Raw genomic sequence first — 23819 nt, 5'->3', positions numbered from 1 at the left:
TCGGGCCTCCCGGGCGACCCTTCTTTGTGAGCGTCGGCGCCTGCCGACTGGTGGTCGAGCTCACGGTGAGGGCGATGGCGCTCGACGACTGACCAGGTCCTCGAGCGCGCCCTCCAGCCCGCCGTCCCCGGCCGGCATCACGACGAGCGGCAGGCCCAGCAGGGCCGCGGCCTCCCGGGCCGCCGCCCGCAGCTCGGCCGTGGGCCGCTGTCGATGGTGGTCATCACCGCGCTGATCGACGGCCCCGGGCTGGGCGAGACGATCATCCAGGGGCTGGAGCGCGTCAACGTGGGGATGGCCCTGGACGCGGGGCTGGCCGTGGTCGTGATGGCGATCGTCCTGGACCGGCTGACGATGGGCGCCGGCCGCCGGGCGGAGGCCGCGCAGAGGTCCGGGCGCCCGCCCGACCCTCGCCGCCGCCGTCTCGTGCTGGGCGGCGGCGCGGCCGTCGCGCTCGCCACCGTCGTCCTCGGACGCGCCCTCGCGCCCGAGGACTTCCCCTCCGGTGTGGAGTTCCGCTTCGCCCCGTACGCCAACGACGTCGTGGAGTGGGTGGCTGCACCTGTTCGGCGTCACCGACGCGATCAAGAACGCGGTCACGGTGGCGCTGCTCAACCCGCTGCAGACGCTCCTGACCTCCAGCCCGTGGTGGCTGATGATCGTTGTCGTGGTGGCCATCGGATGGCGGGTGGCGGGGCCGGTGCAGGCCGCCGTCGGCGCGGGCTGCCTCGGCGCGATCGCGGTGACCGGGGTGTGGGAGCACAGCATGCAGACGCTGGCGCAGGTACTGGTCGCCACCGTCCTGACGCTGGCGATCGGGGTGGTGCTGGGGGTGTGCGCGGCGCGGTGGCGGGTGTTCGCGGGCATCCAGCGGCCGGTGCTGGACGCGGCGCAGACCATGCCGTCGTTCGTGTACCTGCTGCCCGCGCTGGCGCTGTTCGGACCTCGACCAGTCGGTCGTCCTGGCCGAAGGCGCCCAGCTCGTGGAGGCACCGCCGCCCGAGGTGATCACCTCACCGGTGCCGATGCTGGGCCATGTGACCTCCTCCTACCGGGGGACGGTCGGGTCGTTCGCGCTCGCCCTCCTCGCCGGCGGGCTGGAACGCGAAGGGCAGACCCTCTACGCCTTCGACTCCGGGCGGTCCGTTCCCGTGGTCGTGACCGATCCCGTGCACCACGACAGGGAGGGGCGCCGCCGTGACGGTGATGACCAGCGCCATCGCCCATCTGCCGGCTGAGCCTCCGGCCGCGTTCACCGATCCCGCGAGCCCGGTGCGGCTACGGGAGATCCCCTTCCCCGCCCAGGTGGAACTGCGGCTCGACGACGGCTCTCCGGACGCGTCCGAAACGAGCAGGTTCCTCGTCCTTCGCCTGCCCGGAGCCGGGCACGCGGCCGGTGACGGCGAGCCCTACGTCCTGTGGCTCGGCCCGGGCTGGTACCTGGTCGTGGACCGGGAGGGCGGTGAGACGGAACTGCTCGCGGGCCTGCCGGACGCCGTCGTGGTGTCGGCGGCGCGCACCGTCCTGGAGCTGTCCGGGCCCAGTGCCCGCGACGTCCTCTCCCACGACTGCCCGCTGGACCTGCATCCCCGCGTCTTCGGCCCCGGCCGCTGCGCCCAGACCCGGCTGCCGGGATGCAGGTGATCGTCCACCGGACGGGCGGCGAGACCTTCCGCCTGCTGGCCCGCCGCTCCCAGGCCGAGCATCTCCTCCGCAGGCTTCTGGCGTCCACGGCCGAGTACCTCCAGGTCGGCGCCTAGACTGCGGCCGTACGCAGGGATCATGTGAACCCGCGAAAGCGATCATACGTTCACCTGGTGACGGAACGAGGCGTACGGAACACGGAGGAGACCGCATGGCACAGGCGCCCGCTTCGCGGACGGACGGATCCGAGGCGGCGGACGACGCCGACCCCGCTCCCGGCGGCGAGACCCGCCGCGGACTCCTGATCGGCGCCGGGCTGGCCTGCGTCGCCGGGCTGGCCGCGGCGTGCGGAGGCGGAGGCGACGACGCCGGCGACGCCGGCGACGGCGGTGACTCCGGCGGTGGCGGTGACTCCGGCGGTGGCGCGGCCGGGACCGTGCTGGCGCGGACCAGCGAGATCCCGGTCGGCGGCGGCAAGATCTTCAAGGACCGCAAGGTCGTCGTGGTGCAGCCCGTCCAGGGCCGGTTCAAGGCGTACGAGGCGACCTGCACGCACCGTGGCTGCTCGGTCGAGAGCGTCGCCGACGGCATGATCGACTGCCCCTGTCACGGCAGCAAGTTCAAGATCACCGACGGTTCGGTGGCCAGCCCGCCCGCCGACGAGTCCCTTCCGGAGAAGGCGATCAACGTCCAGGGCGACCAGATCATGCTGGCCTGAGCCCGCTGGCCGGCCCTCTGGACGGGTCCGCCCCGGGCCCGTCCAGAGGGCCGGATCCGGCCGGGTCCCCGTTGGTGAGCTCGGCCCGGAACCGGGGCAGCGCCCCGGGATGGTTCTCGCGGATGTAGCCCACCAGGTGCTCGCGGACGTCGCACCGCAGGTCCCAGGCGCTGGCGGAGTCGGCCGCGCTCATCGTCGCGCGCAGTTGCAGCAGCCCGTTCGGCAGCACGTCGGTGACCTGGAGGATCCACTCGCGCCTGTCCCACAGCGGGTTGTCGCGCAGCATCGCGTACAGCTCGGAGCGCAGCTCCTCCACCGGCACCGACCAGTCCACGTGCAGCAGCACCGAGCCGACCACCCGGCTGCTGTGCCGGGTCCAGTTCTCGAACGGCTGCTCGGTGAAGTAGGAGACGGGCAGGATCAGCCTTCGGTCGTCCCACAGGCACACCACCACGTACGACAGGGTGAGCTCCTCGATCCTGCCCCACTGGCCCTGCACCACCACGACGTCGTCCAGCCGGATCGCGTCGCTGAAGGCGATCTGCAGCCCGGCGAACATGTTGCCCAGCGTGGGCCGCGCCGCGATCCCGATCACCAGCCCGGCCACCCCGGCGGAGGCCAACAGCCCGGCGCCCAGCGTCCGCACCGCGGGGAAGGTGAACAGCGCCGCGCCCACCGCCACCACCACGACCGCCGCCGCGGCGATCCTGCGCAGGAGCAGGAGCTGCGTCCGCGTCTTGCGGGCCCGCCGGTTGCGCTCGCCCTCGATCCGCGTCAGCCGCGCCAGCGCCGGATCGGTGATCGCATAGGAGATCCGCAGGATCAGCCAGGTGGTCACGGCGATCGCGGCGATCCGCAGCAGATGGTCCACCACCCGGTGCGCCGGGCCGGTCAGCGCGTGCTCCGGCAGCGCGACGACGGCGCTGACCACGACGGCGAACGCGAACGCGGGCGCCGCGCACCGGCGGGCCGCCTCCCCGGCGCTCGGCCAGCGCTCCGACAGCCGCCGCCCCGCCAGCAACCGGCGGCCGGCCTCCACGACGATCACGGCGAACGCCACCGTGGCCGCCAGCACGATCCACTCCCAGAACGCGGACACCGCCGAATCGACCTCCTCGTCGTGGCTGGGCTCGGTGATCCCCAGCCTTGCGTTTCCGGACGCCCGGCGCCAGAACGAGACCTGTGTCACCAGTGGCGGGTTTGTCTGCCGCCCCTACTAGGCTTTCAGGCGTGGCAGACCCTGCGACCTACCGGCCCGCGCCCGGCTCCATCCCGGAGTCACCCGGCGTCTACCGATTCCGTGACGAACACGGACGGGTCGTCTACGTGGGCAAGGCCAAGAACCTGCGGTCCCGGCTCAACTCCTACTTCGCCGACTTCGCCGGGCTGCACCCCCGCACGCAGACCATGCTGCAGACCGCCGCCCGCGTCGACTGGACGGTGGTGCGCACCGAGGTCGAGGCCCTCCAGCTCGAATACTCCTGGATCAAGGAGTTCGACCCGCGGTTCAACGTGCGCTACCGCGACGACAAGTCCTATCCCTATCTGGCGGTCACCCTCGACGAGGAGTACCCGAGGGTGATGGTGATGCGCGGCGCGAAACGCAAGGGCGTGCGCTACTTCGGGCCGTACTCCCACGCGTGGGCGATCCGGGAGACGGTCGATCAACTGCTGCGGGTCTTCCCCGTCCGCACGTGCCGTCCGGGGGTGTTCAAGCGGCAGCGCCAGCTCGACCGGCCCTGCCTGCTCGGCTACATCGGCAAGTGCTCGGCGCCCTGCGTCGGCCGGGTCACGCCCGAGGAGCACCGGGTGCTGGCCGAGGACTTCTGCGACTTCATGGCCGGTGAGACCGGCCGGTTCATCAAGCGCCTCGAACGCGAGATGCGCGAGGCCGCCGCCGAGCTGGAGTACGAGCGGGCCGCCCGGCTGCGCGACGACATCCGCGCTCTGGAGCGGGCCCTGGAGAAGCAGGCGGTGGTGCTGGGCGACCGCACCGACGGCGACATGATCGCGCTGGCCGAGGACGAGCTGGAGGCGGCCGTCCAGGTGTTCTACGTGCGCGGCGGCCGCATCCGCGGGCAGCGCGGCTGGGTGGTCGACAAGGTGGAGGACGTCACCACCTCCGACCTGGTCGAGCACTTCCTGATCCAGATCTACAGCGAGAGCGAGTCGGTGCCGCGCGAGGTGTTCGTCCCCGAGGCGCCGCCGGACGAGGCCGCGATGACCGAGCTGCTCAGCGAGCAGCGCGGCGGTCCCGTCCACCTGCGGGTGCCGCGGCGCGGCGACAAGAAGGCGCTGCTCGACACCGTCGCGCGCAACGCGATGGAGGCGCTCAAGCAGCACAAGACCCGCCGCGCCAGCGACCTGACCACCCGCAGCCGGGCGCTGCGCGAGCTCCAGGACGCCCTGGAGCTGCCCGAGGCGCCGCTGCGCATCGAGTGCTACGACGTCTCCAACCTGCAAGGGTCCAACGTCGTGGCCTCGATGGTGGTGTTCGAGGACGGGCTGGCCCGCAAGGGCGAGTACCGCCGCTTCACGATCAAGGGGGTGGAGGGGCAGGACGACGTCCGCTCCATCCACGAGGTGATCACCCGCAGGTTCCGCCGCTATCTGGCCGAGAGCGAGAAGTTCGGCGAGCTCGACGCGATCGGCGAGGACCCCGGGGACTCGGCCGCCCAGGCGGCCGCGCACCAGCCGATCGACCCCGAGACCGGCAAGCCGCGCAAGTTCGCCTACCCGCCCAACCTGGTGGTGGTCGACGGCGGCCCGCCGCAGGTCGCCGCCGCCCGGCGGGCGCTGGACGAGCTGGGCATCGACGACATCGCGGTGTGCGGCCTGGCCAAGCGGCTGGAGGAGATCTGGCTGCCCGGCGACCCCGACCCGGTGATCCTGCCGCGCAACAGCGAGGGCATGTTCCTCGTCCAGCGGGTACGCGACGAGGCGCACCGGTTCGCCATCACCTTCCACCGGCAGCGGCGGTCCAAGGCCATGACGGTGAGCGAGCTCGATGACGTTCCCGGTCTCGGGCCCGCGCGGCGGGCGGCCCTGCTGAGACACTTCGGGTCGGTGAAGCGGTTGAGGGAGGCGACGCCCGAGCAGATCGCCGAGGTCCCGGGCATCGGCCCGAGCAGTGCGAACCGGATCGCCGCCGCGCTGCACGGGGGGACGGCGGGCGATCCGCGGGCCGCCGGGCGGAGCGGCGGCCACCACGGGGGAGAGGCGAGTTGACGACAGAGACCCAGGTACCCGACATCGTGATCGTCACCGGCATGTCCGGTGCGGGGCGCAGCACGGCCGCCAAGTCCCTGGAGGACCTGGACTGGTTCGTGGTCGACAACCTGCCGCCCGCCCTGCTGGCCACCATGGCCGATCTGGGCGGCCGGGTGAAGGACGCGGTGCCCCGGATCGCCGTCGTGGTGGACGTGCGCAGCCGCGCGTTCACCGACGACCTGCACTCGGCGATCGCCGAGCTGGAGGCGCGCGGCGTCCATCCCCGGGTGGTGTTCCTGGAGGCGGGCGACGCCGACCTGGTCCGCCGGTTCGAGAGCGTCCGCCGCCCGCACCCGCTGCAGGGCGACGGCCGGCTGGTCGACGGGATCGCCCGGGAGCGGGAGCTGGTGCGCGAGGTGCGCGCCGAGGCCGACCTGGTGATCGACACCAGCGGGCTGAACGTGCACGAGCTGCGCGCCAAGATCGTCGGCTTCTTCGGCAACGACACCGGCGAGTCGAGCCTGCGGGCCACCGTCGTGTCGTTCGGCTACAAGTACGGCCTGCCGGTGGACGCCGACCTGGTCGTCGACTGCCGCTTCCTGCCCAACCCGCACTGGATCCCCGAGCTGCGCCCCAAGACCGGCCGCGACGCCGCCGTCCGCGACTACGTGCTGGGCCAGCGCGGCGCCAAGGAGTTCCTGGACGCCTACACCGAGGTGTTGCGGCTGCTCGCCGAGGGGTACGAGCGCGAGGGCAAGCACTACGTGACGCTGGCCGTGGGATGCACCGGCGGCAAGCACCGTAGTGTGGCCATGGCGGAGCAGCTCGCCGCCCGGCTGAGAGATGAGGGCATCGAGGTACAGGCCACCCATCGCGACCTCGGCCGTGAGTGAGCTCGGGAGGCGTGATCCAGGTCCAGCGAACGCTCCGGGTGGTGCCGTGGTGAGCCGGTCCGGGCCCGAGGTGGTGGCGCTCGGCGGCGGGCACGGCCTGTACGCGTCGCTGTCGGCGCTGCGCCGGGTCACCGGCCGGCTGAGCGCGGTGGTGACGGTCGCCGACGACGGCGGCTCCAGCGGCCGGCTGCGCCGCGAGCTGGGCGTGCTGCCGCCCGGCGACCTGCGGATGGCGCTGGCCGCGCTGTGCGGCGACGACGAGTGGGGCCAGACCTGGCGCGACGTCGTCCAGCACCGGTTCCGCAGCCAGGGCGAGCTGCACGACCACGCCGTGGGCAACCTGCTGATCGTCGCGCTGTGGGAGCTGCTGGGCGCCGCCGCGCAGGACTCCGGGCCCGGCAGGCCCGGCTCCACGGTGGCGGGGCTCGACTGGGTGGGGCGCCTGCTGGGCGCGCAGGGCCGGGTGCTGCCGATGGCCTCGGTGCCGATGGACATCGTCGCGGAGGTGCGCGGCGCCGACCCGTCCCGGCCCCACGAGGTGACACGGGTGAAGGGGCAGGTGGCCTGCGCGAAGACGCCTGGTACGGTGCTGGGCATCGACCTGGTCCCGGCCGATCCGCCGGCCTGCCCCGAGGCGGTGGAGGCGGTGCGGTCCGCGGACTGGGTGGTGTTCGGCCCGGGGTCGTGGTTCACCAGCGTGCTGCCGCACCTGAAGGTGCCCGAGCTGGCCCGCGCGCTGGTCGCCACGCCGGCCCGCCGGGTGGTCGCGCTGAACCTCGCGCCGCAGCCGGGGGAGACCGACGACTTCTCGCCGCAGACCCACCTGGAGGTACTCCAGGCGCACGCACCCGACCTGCGGGTGGACGTGGTGCTGGCCGACCGGGGGGTGGTGGAGGACACGGCGGCGCTGGACAAGGCCGTCCAGGACCTCGGGGGCCGCCTGGTGCTGGCCGACGTCGCCGCCGCCGACGGCTCGCCGCGTCACGATCCGGCCCGGCTGGCCCAAGCCTTCGTGAAGATTTTCGGTGACTGACCTCGGGCGGGGCCGCCATCGGCCACACTGCTGGCGAGGCCAGGTCCTAGGGGGAGGGTGCGTTCATGGCGATGACAGGGGTGGTCAAGGACGAGCTGAGCCGGCTGCCGGTGCTCAAACCGTGCTGCCGGAAGGCCGAGGTGTCGACGCTGCTGCGGTTCGCCGGTGGCCTCCATCTGGTCAGCGGGCGGATCGTGATCGAGGCCGAGATCGACACCGGGTCCGCCGCCCGCCGGCTGCGCCGTGACATCGCCGAGGTCTTCGGCCACAGCTCCGACGTCGTGGTGCTGGCGCCCAGCGGGCTGCGCAAGGGCAACCGGTACGTGGTGAGGGTGTTCCGGGACGGGGAGTCGCTGGCCCGCCAGACCGGCCTGATCGACAACAACGGCCGCCCGGTGCGGGGGCTGCCGCGGCATGTGGTCGCGGGGGCGGCCTGTGACGCGGAGTCGGCGTGGCGGGGGGCGTTCCTGGCGCACGGGTCGCTGACCGAGCCGGGCCGGTCGATGTCGCTGGAGGTGACCTGCCCCGGCCCGGAGGCCGCGCTGGCCCTCGTCGGTGCCGCCCGCCGGCTGAAGATCCACGCCAAGGCCCGCGAGGTGCGCGGCGTCGACCGGGTGGTGGTGCGCGACGGCGACGCGATCAGCGCGCTGCTGACCCGGCTCGGCGCCCACGACAGCGTGCTGGCCTGGGAGGAGCGGCGGATGCGCCGGGAGGTGCGGGCCACCGCCAACCGGCTGGCCAACTTCGACGACGCCAACCTGCGCCGTTCGGCGCGGGCGGCGGTCGCCGCCGGCGCCCGGGTGGCGCGGGCGCTGGAGATCCTCGGCGACGACGCGCCCGAGCACCTGGTCAGCGCGGGCCGGCTGCGCCTGGAGCACAAGCAGGCGTCCCTGGAGGAGCTGGGCCAGCTCGCCGACCCTCCGCTGACCAAGGACGCGATCGCGGGACGGATCCGGCGGCTGCTGGCGATGGCCGACAAGCGCGCCCAGGACCAGGGCATTCCGGGCACCGACGCCAACCTCACCGCCGACATGCTCGCGCCCTAGCGCCGCGCGCGCCCCGCAACTTTGTGGTGTTTCCGCTGGTGACGCGGCGCATGACATCGGCTTGACGGCGGGCCGCCCAGCCCCGTTCACAGGTCCGTAACCCGCCCGCCGTTGGATTCGGTGGATGCGTGCCTACCTTGCGATCTCGGTGAGCGACCGCGGGAACGTGATCCCCGGTCAGGTACGGGACGCCGCCCGCGCGGCGATCGGCGACGCGGTGCCGGTGCCGCCGGACCGGTGGCGGACGGCGGAATGGTTCTCGCCCGACGGCGGTGTCGCGCTGCTGGGGTGGTCCAATGAGCCGGACGAGCCGCCGTTCCCGCCGCCGCTGCGGTCCGCGGGCGGCCGCGTCCTCGGCTACTGCGGCTACCTGGCCGGTGAGGACGACGCCCGCGTGCTGCTGGAGGCCGAGGACCCGGGGGAGGCGTCGGACGGGCTGGGCGGCTGCTTCTCGGGCTTCCGCGCCGACCCGTCCGGGTTCGTCGCGCTCACCTCGGTCACCAGGGCGTGCCCGGTGTACTACGCGGAGGCGGGCGGGATGCGGTTCGCCGCCTCGCGCGCCCTGCTGGCGCACCTGCCCGCGCGCGCCGCGGTGACCGGGCTGGTCCGGCCCGAACCGGCCTACGACGTGCCCGCCCTGCACGTGATCGTCCGGCACGGCTTCTTCACCTCCGACCACACCCCGTTCCAGGGCGTGGCGGCGGTGCCCAACGCGGGCACGCTCACGGCCCCGGTCGGCGGGCTGCTCAAGGTCGCCGAGCGCCCGCTGCCCGAGCAGGGCGAGATGCCGCGCGGCCGGCGCGACGCCGCCCGGCTGATCGCGCCGCTGGCCGAGGCGATGACCGAGGCCGTGCGGCCGTTCACCCGGCACGACCGCCCGATGCGGCTGGCGCTGTCGGGCGGGCGCGACAGCCGCCTGATCGCCGCCGCCTGCCATGCCGCCGGGGTGCCGTTCTTCGGCGCCGTCCACGGGCTCGCCGACGACCCGGACGTGCGGATCGCCGAGCGGGTCGCTGCCGTCCTGGGCGTGGAGTGCCAGGTCACCCTGGACCGGCGGGAGCAGGGCGCGGTGGTCGTCCCCCACCCGCTGCGCCGCGCGCACGGGATCGTCCGGACGTGCGAGGGCATGAACTCCGCGTACGAGAGCGTGAACGGGTGGGCGCCCTTCGACCCCGAGCCGCGCAGCTCGGGCAGCGGCGGCGAGCGGCTGCGCGGCGGGTTCCTCACCGACCAGAAGGACCTCACCCCCGACGGTGTCCGCCGCAGGCTCCAGACGATCTTCCTGGCGCAGCGGGCGCTGCTGGGCCCGGAGAGCAACGCCCTGGCCCACAAGAGCTACGAGCACTGGTGCGCCAGGTACGAGGACGAGGGCATCGGCGTCCTGGACCGCCTGCACATGTACTACAAGACCGGCCGCTGGCTGGCGGGTTCCCACACCGCCACCCTCATGAACTGGGCGTACTACCACCCGTTCCTGGACAACCGGGTGGTGCGGGCCGCGCTGGCGCTGCCCGTCGAGTGGCGGCTCAGCGAGGAGCCGGTGGCGATGCTGATCAGGATGTTCGCGCCCGCGCTGCACGACGTCCCGCTGGAGGGGCGCCGCTGGCGGTACGAGCGGCGGCGGCCGGCCGGGGTGCTGGAGCTGCCGGGCTGGTGGCGCCGCGCCACGCCGCGCGCCCACCGCACGCCCGGGTTCAACTGGCGCCGCTCCTACGGCAGGGACCTGGCGGACCTGATGCGCAGGGAGATCATGTCCGCGCCGGCCGAGCTGCTGGAGCTCGTCGACAGGTCGGCGCTGGAGACGCGGCTGGCGGAGGTGCCGCCCCGCCGGCCCCACCAGGCATGGGCCCTGCTGACCCTCAAGACGCTGCTGTCCAACGCCTGGCGGGAGCCCGCCCCGGACCTCCCCGAGATCACCGTCCCGGTGACCTGATCATCCCCCGTCCGGGGGAGCGGCGGACCACCCGCTCCTCACCTCGCGCCGGTGTCGGGACGGGGTCGCGCATTCGATAGGGTCGGAAGCCGGGGGACCCACCCCGTTCCAGGTGAGAGACACGTCGAGACACGTCATGAGGAGAGCCGTTCCGTGACCATCCGAGTAGGCATCAACGGGTTCGGCCGGATCGGCCGGAACTTCTACCGCGCGCTCAAGGCGAGCGGTGCCGACATCGAGGTAGTGGCGGTCAACGACCTGACCGACAACGCCTCCCTCGCGCAGCTGCTCAAGTACGACAGCATCCTGGGCCGCTTCCCCGAGGAGGTCACCGCCACCGCCGACGAGATCGTCGTGGGCGGCACGCCGATCAAGGTGTTCGAGCAGCGCGACCCGGCCAACCTGAAGTGGGGCGAGCTCGGGGTCGATGTCGTGGTCGAGTCCACCGGGTTCTTCACCGACGCCAACAAGGCCAAGGTGCACGCCGACAACGGCGCCAAGAAGGTGATCATCTCCGCGCCGGCCAAGAACGAGGACGTGACGCTGGTCCTCGGCGTGAACGACGACGCCTACGACCCGGCCGCCCACACGGTGATCTCCAACGCCTCCTGCACCACCAACTGCCTGGCGCCGCTGGCCAAGGTCCTGAACGACGCGTTCGGCATCGAGAAGGGCCTGATGACCACGATCCACGCCTACACCCAGGACCAGAACCTCCAGGACGCGCCGCACAAGGACAAGCGCCGCGCCCGCGCCGCCGCCATCAACGTCGTCCCGACCTCCACCGGCGCCGCCAAGGCGATCGGCCTGGTGCTGCCGGAACTGAACGGCAGGCTGGACGGCTACGCGCTGCGCGTCCCGGTGCCGACCGGCTCGGCCACCGACCTGACCGCCACGCTGTCCCGCGAGGTCACCGTGGACGAGGTCAACGCCGCCTACCGGGAGGCCGCCGAGAGCGGGCCGCTGAAGGGCTACCTGACCTACACCGAGGACCCGATCGTCTCCGCCGACATCGTCACCGACCCGGCCTCGTGCATCTTCGACTCCGGCCTCACGAAGATCATCGGTGACCAGGTGAAGGTCGTCGGCTGGTACGACAACGAGTGGGGTTACTCCAACCGCCTGGTCGACCTGGTCAAGCTGGTCGGCTCGTCGCTGTAGCCCAGGGTCGACCGCCGTGGCCGCGCCGGCGCGCGGCCACGGCGGTCCCGTCTCCGGAAGGACATCGCACTCGATGCGTACCATCGACGACCTGGACGTGGCCGGGAAGAGGGTGCTCGTCCGGGCCGACCTGAACGTTCCCATCGAGGACGGGCGGATCACCGACGACGGGCGGATCCGGGCCGGCCTGCCCACGATCTCCACGCTGCGGGAGCGCGGCGCCAAGGTGATCGTGTGCGCGCACCTCGGGCGTCCCAAGGGAGAGCCGAGGCCCGAGTTCTCGCTGGCCCCCGTCGCCGCCCGGCTCGGCGAGCTGCTCGGCGCGGAGGTGGCGTTCGCGTCCGACGTCGCCGGCGAGTCGGCCCGCACCACCGCCGGGGGGCTCGCGGACGGCGAGGTCGCCCTGCTGGAGAACCTGCGCTTCGAGCCGGGCGAGACCAGCAAGGACGACGCCGAGCGCGGAGCGTTCGCCGACCGCCTGGCCGCCCTGGCCGAGCTGTACGTGGGCGACGGGTTCGGCGCCGTGCACCGCAGGCACGCCAGCGTGTTCGACGTCCCGAAGCGGCTGCCGCACGCCGCCGGAGGGCTCATCGCGACCGAGGTGGCCGTCCTGGAACGGCTCACCGAGGACGTCGCGCGCCCCTACGCCGTCGTGCTGGGCGGATCCAAGGTCTCCGACAAGCTCGGCGTGATCGACAACCTGCTCGGCAAGGCCGACCGGATCCTGGTCGGCGGCGGGATGGTCTTCACCTTCCTCAGGGCGCAGGGCCACGAGGTCGGCGGCAGCCTCCTGGAGGAGGACCAGCTCGACACGGTGCGCGAGTACCTGCGGCGGGCGCGGGAGGCGGGCGTGGAGTTCGTGCTGCCCGTCGACATCGTCGCCGCGACCGCCTTCGCCGCGGACGCCCCCCACGACGTGGTCCCGGCCGACGCGATCCCCGCCGACCGGCTCGGGCTCGACATCGGCCCCGAGTCCGGCAAGCTGTTCGCCGCCCGCCTCGCCGACGCCGCCACGGTGTTCTGGAACGGCCCGATGGGCGTGTTCGAGATGGAGCCGTACTCGCACGGCACCCGCGCCGTCGCCCAGGGTCTGGTCGACTCGGGCGCGTTCACGGTCGTCGGCGGCGGCGACTCGGCCGCCGCGGTCCGGCGGCTCGGCTTCGCCGAGGACGGCTTCTCCCACATCTCCACCGGCGGCGGCGCCAGCCTCGAATACCTCGAGGGCAAGGCGCTCCCCGGTCTGCAGGCCCTGGAGGACTGACACATGGCACGGCCCGCACCGTCCAGGAAGCCGCTGATGGCCGGCAACTGGAAGATGAACCTCAACCACTTCGAGGCCATCAAGCTCGTCCAGCAACTGGCCTTCGCGCTGAAGGAGGCCGACTTCGACGCCGTCGACGTGGTCGTGCTGCCGCCGTTCACCGACCTGAGGTCGGTGCAGACGCTGGTGGACGCCGACAAGCTGCCCATCGCCTACGGCGCGCAGGACATCTCGCCGCACTCGCACGGCGCCTACACGGGCGAGGTCTCCGGCGCCATGCTGGCCAAGCTCGGCTGCTCGTACGTCGTGGTCGGCCACTCCGAGCGTCGCCAGTACCACCACGAGGACGACGCGCTGGTCAACGCCAAGGCCAAGGCGGCCATCGCCAACGACATCACCCCGATCGTCTGCGTCGGCGAGGGCCTGGACGTGCGCAAGGAGCAGCGGCATGTCGCCCACACCCTCGCGCAGGTCGACGGCGCCCTGGAGAAGATCCCGGCCGACAAGGTGCGCGAGCTGGTGATCGCCTACGAGCCGGTGTGGGCGATCGGCACCGGCGAGGTCGCCACCCCCGACGACTGTCAGGAGGTCTGCGCGGCGATCCGGGGCCGGGTCGGCGAGCTCTACGACGCCGAGGTGGCCGGGCAGACGCGTATCCTGTACGGAGGCTCGGTCAAGGGCTCCAACGTCGCCAAGATCATGGCGCAGTCCGATGTGGACGGCGCGCTGGTCGGCGGCGCCAGCCTGGACCCGGGTGAGTTCGTGAAGATCTGCCGTTACCGGGATCTTCCGCTCTGAACCCGGCGTCGGACCGGCTGAATCGCCCGAAAACGCCTAAACAGCACTGATTCGGGCGGGATCGGGGCCGATCAGGGCAAGAGTTCTGATCGATTCGGTCGCGGTCCGGGTGTTCTCGCCTAACCAGCGGGAAAGTCGTCGTACTCTTCGGTGTGCGACGGGACCCGCCGTCCGCCCCCTCGTCCACCGCACATGTCCAACCGCACAGTCCCCTGACCTACGTGAGCTAAGAGGCACAACCGTGATCATCGCAACGTCCGCCGTGCTCATCATCACCAGCGTGCTGATGGTGATCCTCGTCCTGGCCCACAAGGGCAAGGGTGGCGGCCTGTCGGACATGTTCGGCGGCGGCGTCACCTCGTCCCTGGGCGGGTCCTCGGTGGTCGAGCGCAACCTGGACCGGCTGACGATCGCCACCGGCCTCATCTGGTTCGCCTCGATCATCGTGCTCGGGCTGCTGTTCAAGAGCAAGGGCGTCGGCTGAGCCGCTCGCGGGGCGAACGGGCCCGGCGCGCCGCCGAGACGGGGCGGTCCGGCCAGACAGAGATGTGAACGACCCCGCCGCGAGTGGTGTGCGGCGTGGGGCACACGAGCAAGGAGTGATCCGTGGGTAGTGGCAACGCGATTCGGGGCAGCCGTGTCGGGGCCGGTCCGATGGGAGAGGCCGAGCGCGGCGACGCGGCTCCCCGGATCTGGGTGACCTTCTACTGCGCCAACCGGCACGAGACGCGGCCCAGCTTCGCGACGGACGTCGCGGTGCCCGACACCTGGGACTGCCCCCGCTGCGGGTTCCCGGCGGGCCAGGACGCCGACAACCCCCCGGCGCCGCCGAAGACCGAGCCGTACAAGACGCACCTGGCCTACGTCAAGGAGCGCCGCAGCGACGAGGACGGCGAGGCCATCCTCGAAGAGGCGCTGGCCAAGCTGCGGGAGAAGCGCGCCGCCGTCAAGGCCGCGATGGAGTCCGCGGGACGCGCGTAAGCGACAAGTGCTCAGGCCCGGTTCCCCGCGAGGGAGCCGGGTCTCGCTCGTTGCCGCCGTGCGAGGCAGCGGCCTAAGCGCTGGCAGGGCGCCTCGGCGTACCGGTAGGTGACGGTGCCGACCACGAGGACCGCCACCAGGTACGGGACCAGCATCAGCGGCGTGTCGGCGGAGGGCCGCCCGAGGGCGATGTTGAAGATCGTCAGCACGACGGGATGCACCAGGTACACCGAGTAGCTGATGAGGCCGAGCCGCGGCAGCCAGCGGGGGACCCGGCGGTTCCGCAGCGCCATCCCGGCGGCGAACGCCAGCCCCGTGACCGCGATCCCGATCGTCCAGGAGCGCTTCAGCACCTCCTCGGTCTGCCCCGGCGCGTACACCTCGATGTGCCATAGACCGCCGCCGACCAGCGCGGCGGCCACGGCGGTCACGGCGACGGCCGCGGCGCGGACGGAGATGCGGCCGCGCTCGGCCCGGCGGATCGCGGTGCCCGCGAACATCACCGCCAGCAGGCCGAGCCCCTGCCAGACCGGCACGCGGCTGTTGCCCAGCACCAGCACGGCCGCGAGCACGCCGCCGAGCGCGGCGCCCGTGCGCCACAGCCAGGGACGGGACGCGCAGGCCAGCCCGATCGCCAGCGCCATGATCCCGGCGGCGGTGAGCGCGACCGGGGTGACGCCGAAGCGTCCCGACAGCGCGGCGACCGGCAGCACGGCCGCCACGGTCAGCGCGCCCACCGACAGCGCGGTGGCGATCGTGGCGGAGTGCCGGTCGAGCCGTCCCAGCGCGAACAGCGCCACCACCAGCAGGTAGAACACCATCTCGTACGACAGCGTCCACAGGACGTTGACGGCGTTCGGCACCGCCAGCAGGTCCTGCATCATCGTCAGGTGGGCGGCGACGGCCGCCGAGGCGTCGTAGGACTCCAGCATCCCGGCGCGCAGCGGCTTGACCCCGGCGCGGTCCAGCAGCAGCATCGCGGCCAGCACCACCAGCAGCAGCGGGTAGATCCGGAACACCCGGCCGATCCAGAACCGCCTAACCGATGCCGCGCGCTCCAGCGAGGCCGGGATGATGTAGCCGCTGACCAGGAAGAACAGCAGGACGCCGCAGTCGCCCAGATCGATGAACCGCAGGATCTCGTGCCGGAACTCCGGCAGGTACTCCGAGCCGCCGTGGTGGAAGGCCACCACCAGTGCCGCGATGCCGCGCAGGGCGTCCAGCCATTCCAGCCGTGGCGCAGCCGGGGCCGCCGGATCGGCCTGGGCCGCCGGATCGGCCGGAGCCACCGGATCGGCTGGAGCCGCCGGATCGGCCGGAGCCGCCGGATCGGGAAGGGGAGCCGACAGGACGGGGGGAGACGAGGCGGGGGCGGACGAGGCGGAGGGCGTGGGATGTCCTGTTTTCATTATCCGGCGACCCTAATGGATGGGGATCGCCTGAGCTGCCCGGATGCGAGCGATCTCACCGGACCTTCAGCGAACTCCCAGCCGGCACCGAGCGCGCGGGGAGGACGGGGCGGCCGGTATGCTGGCCGGACGCGACTGGCGCGGTCAAGGTGGAGACGACCACCGGGGAGCGACGTTAGTCCGCACACCGCGCGCCTGGGTGTACGGACCCCGCACGCCGGGGTTCGCGCATGCGAGAGGGCTCCGGCGACGACGTGAAGCCGCGGAGGCCACCATGCACGACCCGTCCCTGCCCCATCTCACCGGCGAGGACCCCGAGCTGGCCGGGCTCGTCGAGGCCGAGGCCCTGCGTCAGCACGACAAGATCAGGCTGATCGCCTCGGAGAACTACGTCTCGGCCGCCGTCCTGGAGGCCACCGGCTCGGTGCTGACCAACAAGTACTCCGAGGGGTACGCGGGCCGCCGCTACTACGAGGGCCAGCAGAACATCGACCCGATCGAGACGCTGGCCATCGAGCGCGCCAAGGCCCTGTTCGGCGTCGAGCACGCCAACGTGCAGCCCTACTCGGGCTCGCCCGCCAACCTGGCGGTCTACCTGGCGTTCGCCGAGCCGGGCGACCCGGTGATGGGCCTGTCGCTGCCGATGGGCGGGCACCTGACGCACGGCTGGTCGGTGTCGGCGACCGGCAGGTGGTTCACCCCCGTCCGGTACGAGGTGCGCGCCGACACCGGCCGCGTCGACATGGACCAGGTGCGCGACCTGGCGCGCAAGGAGCGTCCCAAGGTGATCTGGTGCGGCGGCACCGCGATCCCCAGGACCATCGACTTCGCGGCGTTCGCCGAGATCGCCCGGGAGGTCGGCGCGGTGCTGGCGGCCGACATCGCGCACATCGCGGGGCTGATCGCGGGCGGCGCCCATCCGTCCCCCGTGGGCCATGCCGACGTGATCACCACGACCACGCACAAGACGCTGCGCGGCCCCCGCGGCGCCATGATCCTTTCGACCGCGGAGCACGCGGCGGCGGTCGACAAGGCGGTCTTCCCCGGCCTCCAGGGCGGCCCGCACAACCACACCACCGCCGGGATCGCGGTCGCCCTGCGCGAGGCGGCCCGGCCGGATTTCACCGACTACGCGCACCTGGTCGTCGCCAACGCCAAGGCACTGGCGGAGGCGCTGCTGGAACGCGGCTACGACCTGATCTCCGGCGGCACCGACAACCACCTCATCCTGATCGACCTCACCGGCAAGGGCGTCCCCGGCAAGCCCGCCGCGCAGGCCCTCGACCGCGCCGGGATCGAGCTCAACTACAACGCGGTCCCGTTCGACCCCCGCAAGCCCTTCGACCCGTCCGGCCTGCGGCTGGGCAGCGCCGCGATCACGACCAGGGGCGTCACGCCCGACCGGATGCCGCAGATCGCCGAGTGGATCGACGACATCGTCCGGGCCACCGCCCGCGGCGAGGACCAGGCGGAGAAGGAGGAGCGGCGGGTCGCGGCCGAGATCCGGGAGCTGCTCGCCGGCTACCCGATGCCGGGCTGGGCGCCGGCCCCCTGACCCGGTCGCCCGCCGCCCCGCGCCCGCCGGAAAATCGTGATCATCCGCCAGGCGCCGGGGTCGGTGAGGGCGACGTCGCCGAAGTCGCCGTACCGCGCGACCGGTTCCAGCGCCCCCGACAGGCGGACGGCGGCGTCCAGTTCGGTGGCGCTCCAGAAGCGGTAGGGGACCACGTCCTGGATGATCCGCGCCGGCCCCGCGCCCTCGGTGATGGTCACCGTGACATGGTCCGCGGAGATCTGGGTGACCGGGTCGAGCCGGTCGGACGGCTCGCCCCAGCGGACGGTGGCGCGCGTGCCGCCGCGTTCCACCGTCCACCCGGTGCTGGTGGTGGGTTCGTCGCCGAGCCGGTCGCGCGGATGCGACATCTCGACGACGTACAGCCCGCGGCCGGACAGGTGCGCCGCCGCCCGGTCGAGGTGGGCGACGAACGCGTCCAGGTCCATCAGATGGGACGTGGAGTCCAGCATGGTCACCACCAGGTCGAACCGGCGGCCCAGATCGAAGGTGGTCATGTCGTCCTGCACCACCTCCAGCGCCACGCCCTCCCGCCCGGCCCGTTCCGCCGCGTACTCGCACATCGCGGGGTGCAGGTCCAGCGCGGTCGCCGCGATGCCGCGCCGGGCGAACTCGCGGGCGTGCTCGGCGGGGCCCGCGGCCAGCTCCAGCACGCCGCCGGGACGGGACGTGCCGTGCCGGTCGCACCAGCCGAGCAGCACGTCCACCTCGGCGGCCACGTCACGGAACGAACAGGCCAGCTCGTAGGCCCAGGGGTCGTCATAGATGCCGGTGGTCACCGGTCGATTCTGACGCACCCGACGGGCGCTGCTTGAGGCGCACCCGCCGACCGCCTAGCGTGCGGTGGGTGATCGACCCAGTGAACGCCGGCCTCGGCGACCCCGTCCCCGCCGACCCCGTGACAGATGACGCCATCCCTCCTCAGGACGCGGAGCCCGCCGATTCCGATCCCGGGCGCGCGGGCGTCCGCCTGCCGCTGCTGCGACCCGGACTGCTGAGCGAGGAGCAGCGGGAGGTGTACGAGGCGGTCACGGGCGGGCCGCGCCGCGACGGCACCTCGCCCATCCGGTACATGGACGACGAAGGCCGTCTCCTGGGCCCGTTCAACGCGATGCTCTACAGCCCGGCCGTGGGCATGCCGCTGCAGGAACTCGGCGCCGCGCTGCGGTTCCGGACGGCCTTCACCAAACGGGAACGCGAGATCGCGATCCTGGTCGTGGCGGCCGGGCACCGCGCCCCCTACGAGTGGTACGCGCACGAGCGGATCGGCCGCCGCGCCGGCCTCACCGAGGACGAGCTGGACGCGCTGCGCACCGGCGTCGCCCCCGTGCTCGCCGACGTGCGGGAACGGGTGGTGTACGAGGCGGCGCGCCAGATGGTCGTGGACGGCGACCTCAGCGACCCCGTCTACACCGAGGCGGTCGCCACGCTCGGCCGCGCCGCCGTCGTTGAACTGGTCGCCCTCGTGGGGTACTACTCGGCGCTGGCGCTCCAGATGCGGGTGTTCCGGGTGGGCCTCCCCGAGGGAGAACCCGAGCCGCAGTTTGGCCAAGATGCCTGACGTGCTGCGAAGCCCCCGGCATTGGATCAGGATGAGGCATGGACTCGCAACACGCCCCGCTCGCCCCCGGCTTCCGCAACGGGGGAGTGTCGTACTGGTACCGCGACGCGGGTGGCGTCCCGTCCCCCGGTGAACGCCTGCCCGGACCCCGCTCGGCCGACGTGTGCATCGTCGGCGCCGGCTTCACCGGGCTGTGGACGGCGTACTACCTCAAGCGCGCGCGGCCCGACCTCGACATCGTCGTGCTGGAGAAGGAGTTCCCCGGGTACGGCGCGTCCGGCCGCAACGGCGGCTGGGTGGTGGGGGAGGTGGCCGGGTCCCATCAGCGCTATGCCCGCCGCCATGGGCGTGCCGCCGCGATCGCGTTGCAGCGCGAGATGTTCTCCACCATCGACGAGATCATTCGCGTCGCGAAGGACGAGGGCATCGAGGCGGGACTGCTGAAGAGCGGCGTCCTGTACGTGGCGCGCAACCAGGCGCAGCTCGTCCGGCTGCACAAGCACGTCAAGCGGCTCCGCGAGTGGGGCTGGACCGGCGAGGACGTCACGCTCGACGCGGACGGCCGTGTCACCGTCGAGGGCGCCGTGGGCGCGGCGTGGAGCCCGCACTGCGCCCGTGTCCAGCCGGCCGCGCTCGTCCAGGGCCTGGCCCGCGCGGTCCGCGCCCTGGGCGTCGAGGTGTACGAGCGCACACCGGTGCTGCGGATCCGGCCGCGCTCCAGCGTCTCGCCCGCCGCTGCCGCCACCCCGTACGGGACGGTCGCCGCCGAGTACGTCCTGCGCGCCACCGAGGGCTTCACCCCCGACCTGGAAGGCCACCACCGGGACTGGCTCCCGATGAACAGCTCCATGATCGTGACCACGCCGCTGCCCGCCGAGACGTGGGAGGACATCGGCTGGGACGGCGGCGAGCTGCTCGGCGACATGGCGCACTACTACATCTACGCCCAGCGCACCGCCGACGGCCGCATCGCCTTCGGCGGGCGCGGCAAGCCGTACCGGTACGGCTCCCGCGTGGACGGCTCCGGCCGTACCCACCCCGACACCGTGGACGCCCTGTGGCGCGCGCTCGCCGGCATGTTCCCCACCGCCGCGTCCGTCTCGGCGTCCGTTTCAGTGGCCCACGCCTGGTCGGGCGTCCTCGGCGTCCCCCGTGACTGGTGCTCCACCGTCACCCTCGACCACCGCACCGGCCTCGGCCACGCGGGCGGCTACACCGGCACCGGCGTGGCCACGTCCAACCTGGCCGGGCGCACGCTCCGCGACCTGCTCCTCAAACGGGACACCTCGCTCACGCGGATGCCGTGGGTCGGCTGGAAGGCCCGGCACTGGGAGCCCGAACCCCTGCGCTGGCTGGGCGTCCAGACCACCTACGCCCTCTACCGCGCCGCCGATGCCCACGAGCGGGCCTCCACCTCCCGCCGTACCTCACCCCTGGCCCTGGTGGCGGACGCGATCACCGGGCATTGACGGGGGCCGGCTCGGGAAATGGCCGCATACCCTGGACGGAGGCCGTCGTTCGGGGGGAGAAGGGCCGCGCATGACCGAGCGCAAGCCGCCGGGGATGAACTTCGAGACGTGGGTCGACAGGCAGATCCGCGAGGCGGAGGAGCGCGGCGCGTTCGACGGGCTGCCGGGCGCGGGCAAGCCGCTCCCCAAGAGCGATCAGCCTTTCAGCATGGAGCGGTGGGTGGCGGACTGGGCCCGCCGCGAAGGGCTGGACACCGAGGCGATGCTGCCGGAGCGGCTGCGGCTGCGCAAGGAGATCGACCGGCTCGCCGAGACCGTCCGCGACCTGCGTTCCGAGCGGGCGGTCCGGGACGTGGTGGACGATCTCAACCAGCGGATCAAGGACTCGCTGCGGCGCCCGTCCGAACTTCCGATCATGGTGTTCCCGGTCGACGCCGAGGCCGTGGTGGAACGATGGCGGGAGGCGAGGCGGGCCGCGGCCCCCTCCACGGAACCCGGCAGGCCACCCACCCCCGAGCGGACGGAACGCAAAGGCCGTTTCCGCCGGCTGCGCCGGATCATCCGGCGCTCTTGAGGCGCACGGCCGGACGGTCCGTGCCCCGGTCGACCGCCTCGACCAAGGCCGCCGCACGCCCGGCGGCGCGGCTCCGGTCCGCCGTCCCGAGGACACCGGCGAGGTCGGCGGGGACTCGCCTTCCGTTGCATGGGATCGGCGATGCTCCAGGGAAGCGGCCCCCCCACCATCGAGATGACCGGCTTCACATCCGGAATCTCTGGAGGCCTGCCTTGGTAGCCGAAACGTTCCCCTCCGATCTCGACATCGCCCGCCAGGCGTCCCTCAAGCCGATCGAGGACATCGCCGGCGAGATGGGACTGAGCACCGACCTTCTGGAGCCGTACGGCGAGACGGTGATGAAGATCAAGCTGTCGGCGATCGACGAGCTGGCCGAGGCGCCGCGGGCCAGGTACGTGGTGGTCACCGCGATCACCCCGACGCCGCTGGGGGAGGGGAAGACGACCACCACGGTCGGGCTGGGACAGGGCTTCAAGCACATCGGGAAGCGGGCCACGGTCGCGATCCGGCAGCCGTCGATGGGGCCCACGTTCGGGATCAAGGGTGGGGCGGCGGGCGGCGGCCACAGCCAGGTGGTGCCGATGGAGGTGCTGAACCTGCACCTCACCGGCGACATGCACGCGGTGACGGCGGCGCACAACCTGCTGGCCGCCATGCTGGACAACCACCTGCACCAAGGCAACGAGCTGGGCATCGACCCGCACGAGGTGACCTGGCGGCGGGTACTGGACGTCAACGACCGCGCCCTGCGCAACATCGTCATCGGGCTGGGCGCCCGCGCCGACGGGGTGCCGCGCCAGACCGGCTTCGACATCACCGCCGCCTCGGAGGTGATGGCCACCCTCGCGCTGGCCGACTCCCTGGACGACCTGAGGGCACGGCTGGGACGCATCGTCGTCGCCTACACCCGTTCAGGCACCCCCGTCACGGCCGAGCAGCTCGGCGCCGCGGGGTCGATGGCGGTGCTGCTGCGCGAGGCGATCAAGCCGAACCTGCTGCAGACCCTGGAGAACACACCGGTGCTGGTGCACGCCGGGCCGTTCGGGAACATCGCCACCGGGAACTCCTCCGTGGTGGCCGATCTCGTCGGAATACGCTCGGGGGACTACCTGATCACCGAGGCGGGGTTCGGCGCGGACATGGGCGCCGAGCGGTTCTTCAACATCAAATGCCGCACGTCGGGGCTCACCCCGGACGCCGCCGTGGTCGTCGCCACCGTCCGCGCGTTGAAGGCCCATTCGGGCAAGTACGCCATCGTGGCCGGGCGCCCGCTGCCCCCCGAGCTGTTCGAGGACAACCCCGGCGACGTCGAGGCCGGCGCGGCCAACCTGCGCAAGCAGATCGAGAACGTGCGGCTGCACGGGGTCACCCCGGTCGTGGCGATCAACGCGTTCCCGTCCGACCACCCGTCGGAACACCGGGTGATCCGCCAGGTGGCCGAGGAGATGGGCGCCCGCGCGGCGGTCTGCACGCACTTCACCGACGGCGGACGCGGCGCCGCCGAGCTCGCCGAGGCCGTCGCCGACGCCGCCGAGGAGCCCAGCGACTTCCGGATGCTCTACCCCGACGAGGCGAGCCTCCGCGAGAAGATCGAGACGATCGCCACCAAGGTGTACGGGGCCGCGGCCGTCGACTACTCGCCCACCGCCTCCCGCCAACTGGACACCTACGAGCGCGCCGGGTTCGGGGGGCTGCCGGTGTGCGTCGCCAAGACCCACCTGTCCATCTCCTCCGACCCGTCCCTCAAGGGCGCCCCCACCGGGTGGACACTGCCGGTCCGCGAGGTCCGGGCGTCCGTCGGCGCCGGATTCGTCTACCCGATCTGCGGGGAGATGCGTACCATGCCGGGCCTGGGCAGGCGACCCGCCGCCACCCGCATCGACCTGGACGAGAACGGCGAGATCGTGGGTCTCTCGTGACGTCTCCTCCGCCTGTCGGACGCCCGGCCTACCGCGACATGACCGTCGCGGGCTGGCTGGACGCCGTCGCCGCCCCCGAGCCCGCGCCCGGGGGCGGCGGCGCCGCCGCGTTCACCGCCGCCCTCGGCGCCGCCCTGGTCGCGATGGCGGCCCGGTTCGCTCCCGCGTCCTACGGCCGCGCCAGGGACATCGCCGCGCGCGCGGACGCGCTGCGCGAACGTGCCCTCACCCTCGCCGAGGAGGACGCGACCGCCTATCGCGCCGTCCTGGAGGCGTACCGGCTGCCCAAGGACACCGAGGGCCGCCGCGACCGGATCCTGAAGGCCCTCACACGGGCCTGCGAGGTCCCCCTGGAGATCGCGGAAGTGGCCGCCGAGGTCGCGGCGCTGGGCGCGGACATCGGCGAGCACGGCAACCCCAACCTGCTCGGCGACGCCGCCACCGGAGTCCATCTGGCCGTGGCCGCCGCCCGCTCCGCCGCCGAGCTCGTACGGATCAACGCCCGGCTGGGCGACCTGGGCACCGGCCCCGGCGACCGCGCCCGCGAGCTGCTGCGGGCCGCCGAGTCCGCCGCCGGCCGGCTCGGGTAGTCGCCTCCGGCCGGCTCGGCCGGTCACCTCTGGCGGCTCGGCCGGT

Annotated in this window: 24 protein-coding genes and 1 riboswitch; of the genes, 20 read left to right on the top strand and 4 right to left on the bottom strand. The window is 72.8% G+C overall.

What is annotated here, in order from left to right; genetic code table 11:
• Positions 1 to 60 precede the first annotated feature (60 nt).
• Positions 61 to 900: a hypothetical protein gene (locus QSK21_RS20940; RefSeq protein WP_285698193.1), complete on the bottom strand. Its 840-nt coding sequence runs from the start codon at positions 898 to 900 to the stop codon at positions 61 to 63.
• Between the two features lie 83 nt (positions 901 to 983).
• Between QSK21_RS20940 and QSK21_RS20935 the strand changes: the two genes are divergently transcribed.
• The 4 genes from QSK21_RS20935 to QSK21_RS20920 all read left to right on the top strand — a co-directional run bounded on the left by QSK21_RS20935 (position 984) and on the right by QSK21_RS20920 (position 2362).
• On the top strand, positions 984 to 1238 hold the full coding sequence (locus QSK21_RS20935; RefSeq protein WP_352231303.1) for a hypothetical protein: 255 nt from the start codon (positions 984 to 986) through the stop codon (positions 1236 to 1238).
• Positions 1207 to 1644, top strand: coding sequence for a sarcosine oxidase subunit gamma (locus QSK21_RS20930; protein WP_285698235.1), 438 nt, complete (start codon positions 1207 to 1209; stop codon positions 1642 to 1644). Before QSK21_RS20935 ends, QSK21_RS20930 begins: the two co-directional genes overlap by 32 nt.
• A complete protein-coding gene (locus QSK21_RS20925) occupies positions 1635 to 1760 on the top strand; it encodes an aminomethyltransferase family protein (protein ID WP_285698192.1) in 126 nt (41 codons plus the stop codon). The genes QSK21_RS20930 and QSK21_RS20925 overlap by 10 nt, the downstream gene beginning before the upstream one ends.
• Before the next feature lie 95 nt (positions 1761 to 1855).
• Positions 1856 to 2362, top strand: a complete 507-nt coding sequence (locus QSK21_RS20920) for a Rieske (2Fe-2S) protein (RefSeq protein ID WP_285698191.1) — start codon at positions 1856 to 1858, stop codon at positions 2360 to 2362.
• Here the strand turns inward: QSK21_RS20920 and QSK21_RS20915 are convergent.
• Positions 2349 to 3551 (bottom strand): mechanosensitive ion channel family protein, encoded by a 1203-nt coding sequence (locus QSK21_RS20915; protein ID WP_285698190.1) that lies wholly within the window; start codon positions 3549 to 3551, stop codon positions 2349 to 2351. The genes QSK21_RS20920 and QSK21_RS20915 overlap by 14 nt on opposite strands.
• 41 nt (positions 3552 to 3592) lie before the next feature.
• Here QSK21_RS20915 and uvrC point away from each other — a divergent pair, with 41 nt between their 5' ends.
• The 10 genes from uvrC (at position 3593) to QSK21_RS20865 (ending at position 14678) form a co-directional block, all read left to right on the top strand.
• Positions 3593 to 5590: an excinuclease ABC subunit UvrC gene (uvrC, locus tag QSK21_RS20910; protein ID WP_285698189.1), complete on the top strand. Its 1998-nt coding sequence runs from the start codon at positions 3593 to 3595 to the stop codon at positions 5588 to 5590.
• Positions 5587 to 6465 carry an RNase adapter RapZ gene (rapZ, locus tag QSK21_RS20905; protein WP_285698188.1) on the top strand — a complete coding sequence of 293 codons (879 nt, stop codon included), beginning with the start codon at positions 5587 to 5589 and terminating at the stop codon, positions 6463 to 6465. The genes uvrC and rapZ overlap by 4 nt, the downstream gene beginning before the upstream one ends.
• A gap of 70 nt (positions 6466 to 6535) precedes the next feature.
• Positions 6536 to 7498 carry a gluconeogenesis factor YvcK family protein gene (locus QSK21_RS20900; RefSeq protein WP_502871582.1) on the top strand — a complete coding sequence of 321 codons (963 nt, stop codon included), beginning with the start codon at positions 6536 to 6538 and terminating at the stop codon, positions 7496 to 7498.
• 65 nt (positions 7499 to 7563) lie between these two features.
• Positions 7564 to 8544 carry a DNA-binding protein WhiA gene (whiA, locus tag QSK21_RS20895; RefSeq protein WP_285698185.1) on the top strand — a complete coding sequence of 327 codons (981 nt, stop codon included), beginning with the start codon at positions 7564 to 7566 and terminating at the stop codon, positions 8542 to 8544.
• A gap of 124 nt (positions 8545 to 8668) precedes the next feature.
• Positions 8669 to 10477 carry an asparagine synthase-related protein gene (locus QSK21_RS20890; RefSeq protein ID WP_285698184.1) on the top strand — a complete coding sequence of 603 codons (1809 nt, stop codon included), beginning with the start codon at positions 8669 to 8671 and terminating at the stop codon, positions 10475 to 10477.
• 153 nt (positions 10478 to 10630) lie between these two features.
• Positions 10631 to 11638: a type I glyceraldehyde-3-phosphate dehydrogenase gene (gap, locus tag QSK21_RS20885; protein WP_285698182.1), complete on the top strand. Its 1008-nt coding sequence runs from the start codon at positions 10631 to 10633 to the stop codon at positions 11636 to 11638.
• 73 nt (positions 11639 to 11711) lie between these two features.
• On the top strand, positions 11712 to 12899 hold the full coding sequence (locus QSK21_RS20880; RefSeq protein WP_285698181.1) for a phosphoglycerate kinase: 1188 nt from the start codon (positions 11712 to 11714) through the stop codon (positions 12897 to 12899).
• A 3-nt stretch (positions 12900 to 12902) separates the two neighbouring features.
• Entirely contained in the window at positions 12903 to 13697 is a 795-nt protein-coding gene (gene tpiA, locus QSK21_RS20875) for a triose-phosphate isomerase (protein ID WP_285698177.1), read from the top strand.
• 241 nt (positions 13698 to 13938) lie between these two features.
• A complete protein-coding gene (gene secG / locus QSK21_RS20870) occupies positions 13939 to 14181 on the top strand; it encodes a preprotein translocase subunit SecG (protein ID WP_285698176.1) in 243 nt (80 codons plus the stop codon).
• Between the two features lie 122 nt (positions 14182 to 14303).
• Positions 14304 to 14678, top strand: coding sequence for an RNA polymerase-binding protein RbpA (locus QSK21_RS20865; protein WP_285698174.1), 375 nt, complete (start codon positions 14304 to 14306; stop codon positions 14676 to 14678).
• Between the two features lie 11 nt (positions 14679 to 14689).
• On the opposite strand, the gene QSK21_RS20860 is transcribed toward QSK21_RS20865, so the two are convergent.
• On the bottom strand, positions 14690 to 15967 hold the full coding sequence (locus tag QSK21_RS20860; RefSeq protein WP_285698172.1) for an acyltransferase family protein: 1278 nt from the start codon (positions 15965 to 15967) through the stop codon (positions 14690 to 14692).
• 241 nt (positions 15968 to 16208) lie between these two features.
• Positions 16209 to 16295: riboswitch (ZMP/ZTP riboswitch) on the top strand.
• 66 nt (positions 16296 to 16361) lie between these two features.
• Here QSK21_RS20860 and glyA point away from each other — a divergent pair.
• Positions 16362 to 17642: a serine hydroxymethyltransferase gene (glyA, locus tag QSK21_RS20855; protein ID WP_285698170.1), complete on the top strand. Its 1281-nt coding sequence runs from the start codon at positions 16362 to 16364 to the stop codon at positions 17640 to 17642.
• On the opposite strand, the gene QSK21_RS20850 is transcribed toward glyA, so the two are convergent.
• The gene (locus QSK21_RS20850; protein WP_285698168.1) at positions 17609 to 18439 is read right to left on the bottom strand and encodes a class I SAM-dependent methyltransferase; all 831 of its coding nucleotides are present in this window, start codon (positions 18437 to 18439) and stop codon (positions 17609 to 17611) included. The two genes, glyA and QSK21_RS20850, sit on opposite strands and share 34 nt — an antisense overlap.
• Positions 18440 to 18507: 68 nt before the next feature.
• On the opposite strand from QSK21_RS20850, the gene QSK21_RS20845 reads away from it, so the two are divergent.
• The 5 genes from QSK21_RS20845 (at position 18508) to QSK21_RS20825 (ending at position 23773) form a co-directional block, all read left to right on the top strand.
• Positions 18508 to 19221, top strand: a complete 714-nt coding sequence (locus QSK21_RS20845) for a carboxymuconolactone decarboxylase family protein (RefSeq protein WP_285698166.1) — start codon at positions 18508 to 18510, stop codon at positions 19219 to 19221.
• Positions 19222 to 19259: 38 nt separating this feature from the next.
• Complete coding sequence (locus QSK21_RS20840; RefSeq protein WP_285698163.1) at positions 19260 to 20690, top strand: NAD(P)/FAD-dependent oxidoreductase; 1431 nt, start codon at positions 19260 to 19262, stop codon at positions 20688 to 20690.
• A 70-nt stretch (positions 20691 to 20760) separates the two neighbouring features.
• Positions 20761 to 21264 carry a DnaJ family domain-containing protein gene (locus QSK21_RS20835; protein ID WP_285698162.1) on the top strand — a complete coding sequence of 168 codons (504 nt, stop codon included), beginning with the start codon at positions 20761 to 20763 and terminating at the stop codon, positions 21262 to 21264.
• A gap of 212 nt (positions 21265 to 21476) precedes the next feature.
• Positions 21477 to 23183, top strand: coding sequence for a formate--tetrahydrofolate ligase (locus QSK21_RS20830; RefSeq protein ID WP_285698161.1), 1707 nt, complete (start codon positions 21477 to 21479; stop codon positions 23181 to 23183).
• On the top strand, positions 23180 to 23773 hold the full coding sequence (locus tag QSK21_RS20825; RefSeq protein WP_285698160.1) for a cyclodeaminase/cyclohydrolase family protein: 594 nt from the start codon (positions 23180 to 23182) through the stop codon (positions 23771 to 23773). The genes QSK21_RS20830 and QSK21_RS20825 overlap by 4 nt, the downstream gene beginning before the upstream one ends.
• The last annotated feature ends 46 nt before the right edge of the window (positions 23774 to 23819 follow it).

The sequence above is a fragment of the Actinomadura sp. NBRC 104412 genome, from assembly GCF_030269515.1.
In the GTDB taxonomy this organism is placed as follows: Bacteria; Actinomycetota; Actinomycetes; order Streptosporangiales; family Streptosporangiaceae; genus Spirillospora.
This window is presented reverse-complemented; position numbering and strand designations above follow the sequence as displayed.

Bases quoted from the DNA above. Each gene is read 5' to 3' on its own strand.
- QSK21_RS20940 (WP_285698193.1), bottom strand. From the start codon at position 900: ATGGTCTGCGCCGCGTCCAGCACCGGCCGCTGGATGCCCGCGAACACC.
- QSK21_RS20930 (WP_285698235.1), top strand. From the start codon at position 1,207: ATGACCAGCGCCATCGCCCATCTGCCGGCTGAGCCTCCGGCCGCGTTC.
- QSK21_RS20925 (WP_285698192.1), top strand. From the start codon at position 1,635: ATGCAGGTGATCGTCCACCGGACGGGCGGCGAGACCTTCCGCCTGCTG.
- QSK21_RS20920 (WP_285698191.1), top strand. From the start codon at position 1,856: ATGGCACAGGCGCCCGCTTCGCGGACGGACGGATCCGAGGCGGCGGAC.
- whiA (WP_285698185.1), top strand. From the start codon at position 7,564: ATGGCGATGACAGGGGTGGTCAAGGACGAGCTGAGCCGGCTGCCGGTG.
- QSK21_RS20890 (WP_285698184.1), top strand. From the start codon at position 8,669: ATGCGTGCCTACCTTGCGATCTCGGTGAGCGACCGCGGGAACGTGATC.
- QSK21_RS20880 (WP_285698181.1), top strand. From the start codon at position 11,712: ATGCGTACCATCGACGACCTGGACGTGGCCGGGAAGAGGGTGCTCGTC.
- tpiA (WP_285698177.1), top strand. From the start codon at position 12,903: ATGGCACGGCCCGCACCGTCCAGGAAGCCGCTGATGGCCGGCAACTGG.
- glyA (WP_285698170.1), top strand. From the start codon at position 16,362: ATGCACGACCCGTCCCTGCCCCATCTCACCGGCGAGGACCCCGAGCTG.
- QSK21_RS20840 (WP_285698163.1), top strand. From the start codon at position 19,260: ATGGACTCGCAACACGCCCCGCTCGCCCCCGGCTTCCGCAACGGGGGA.
- QSK21_RS20835 (WP_285698162.1), top strand. From the start codon at position 20,761: ATGACCGAGCGCAAGCCGCCGGGGATGAACTTCGAGACGTGGGTCGAC.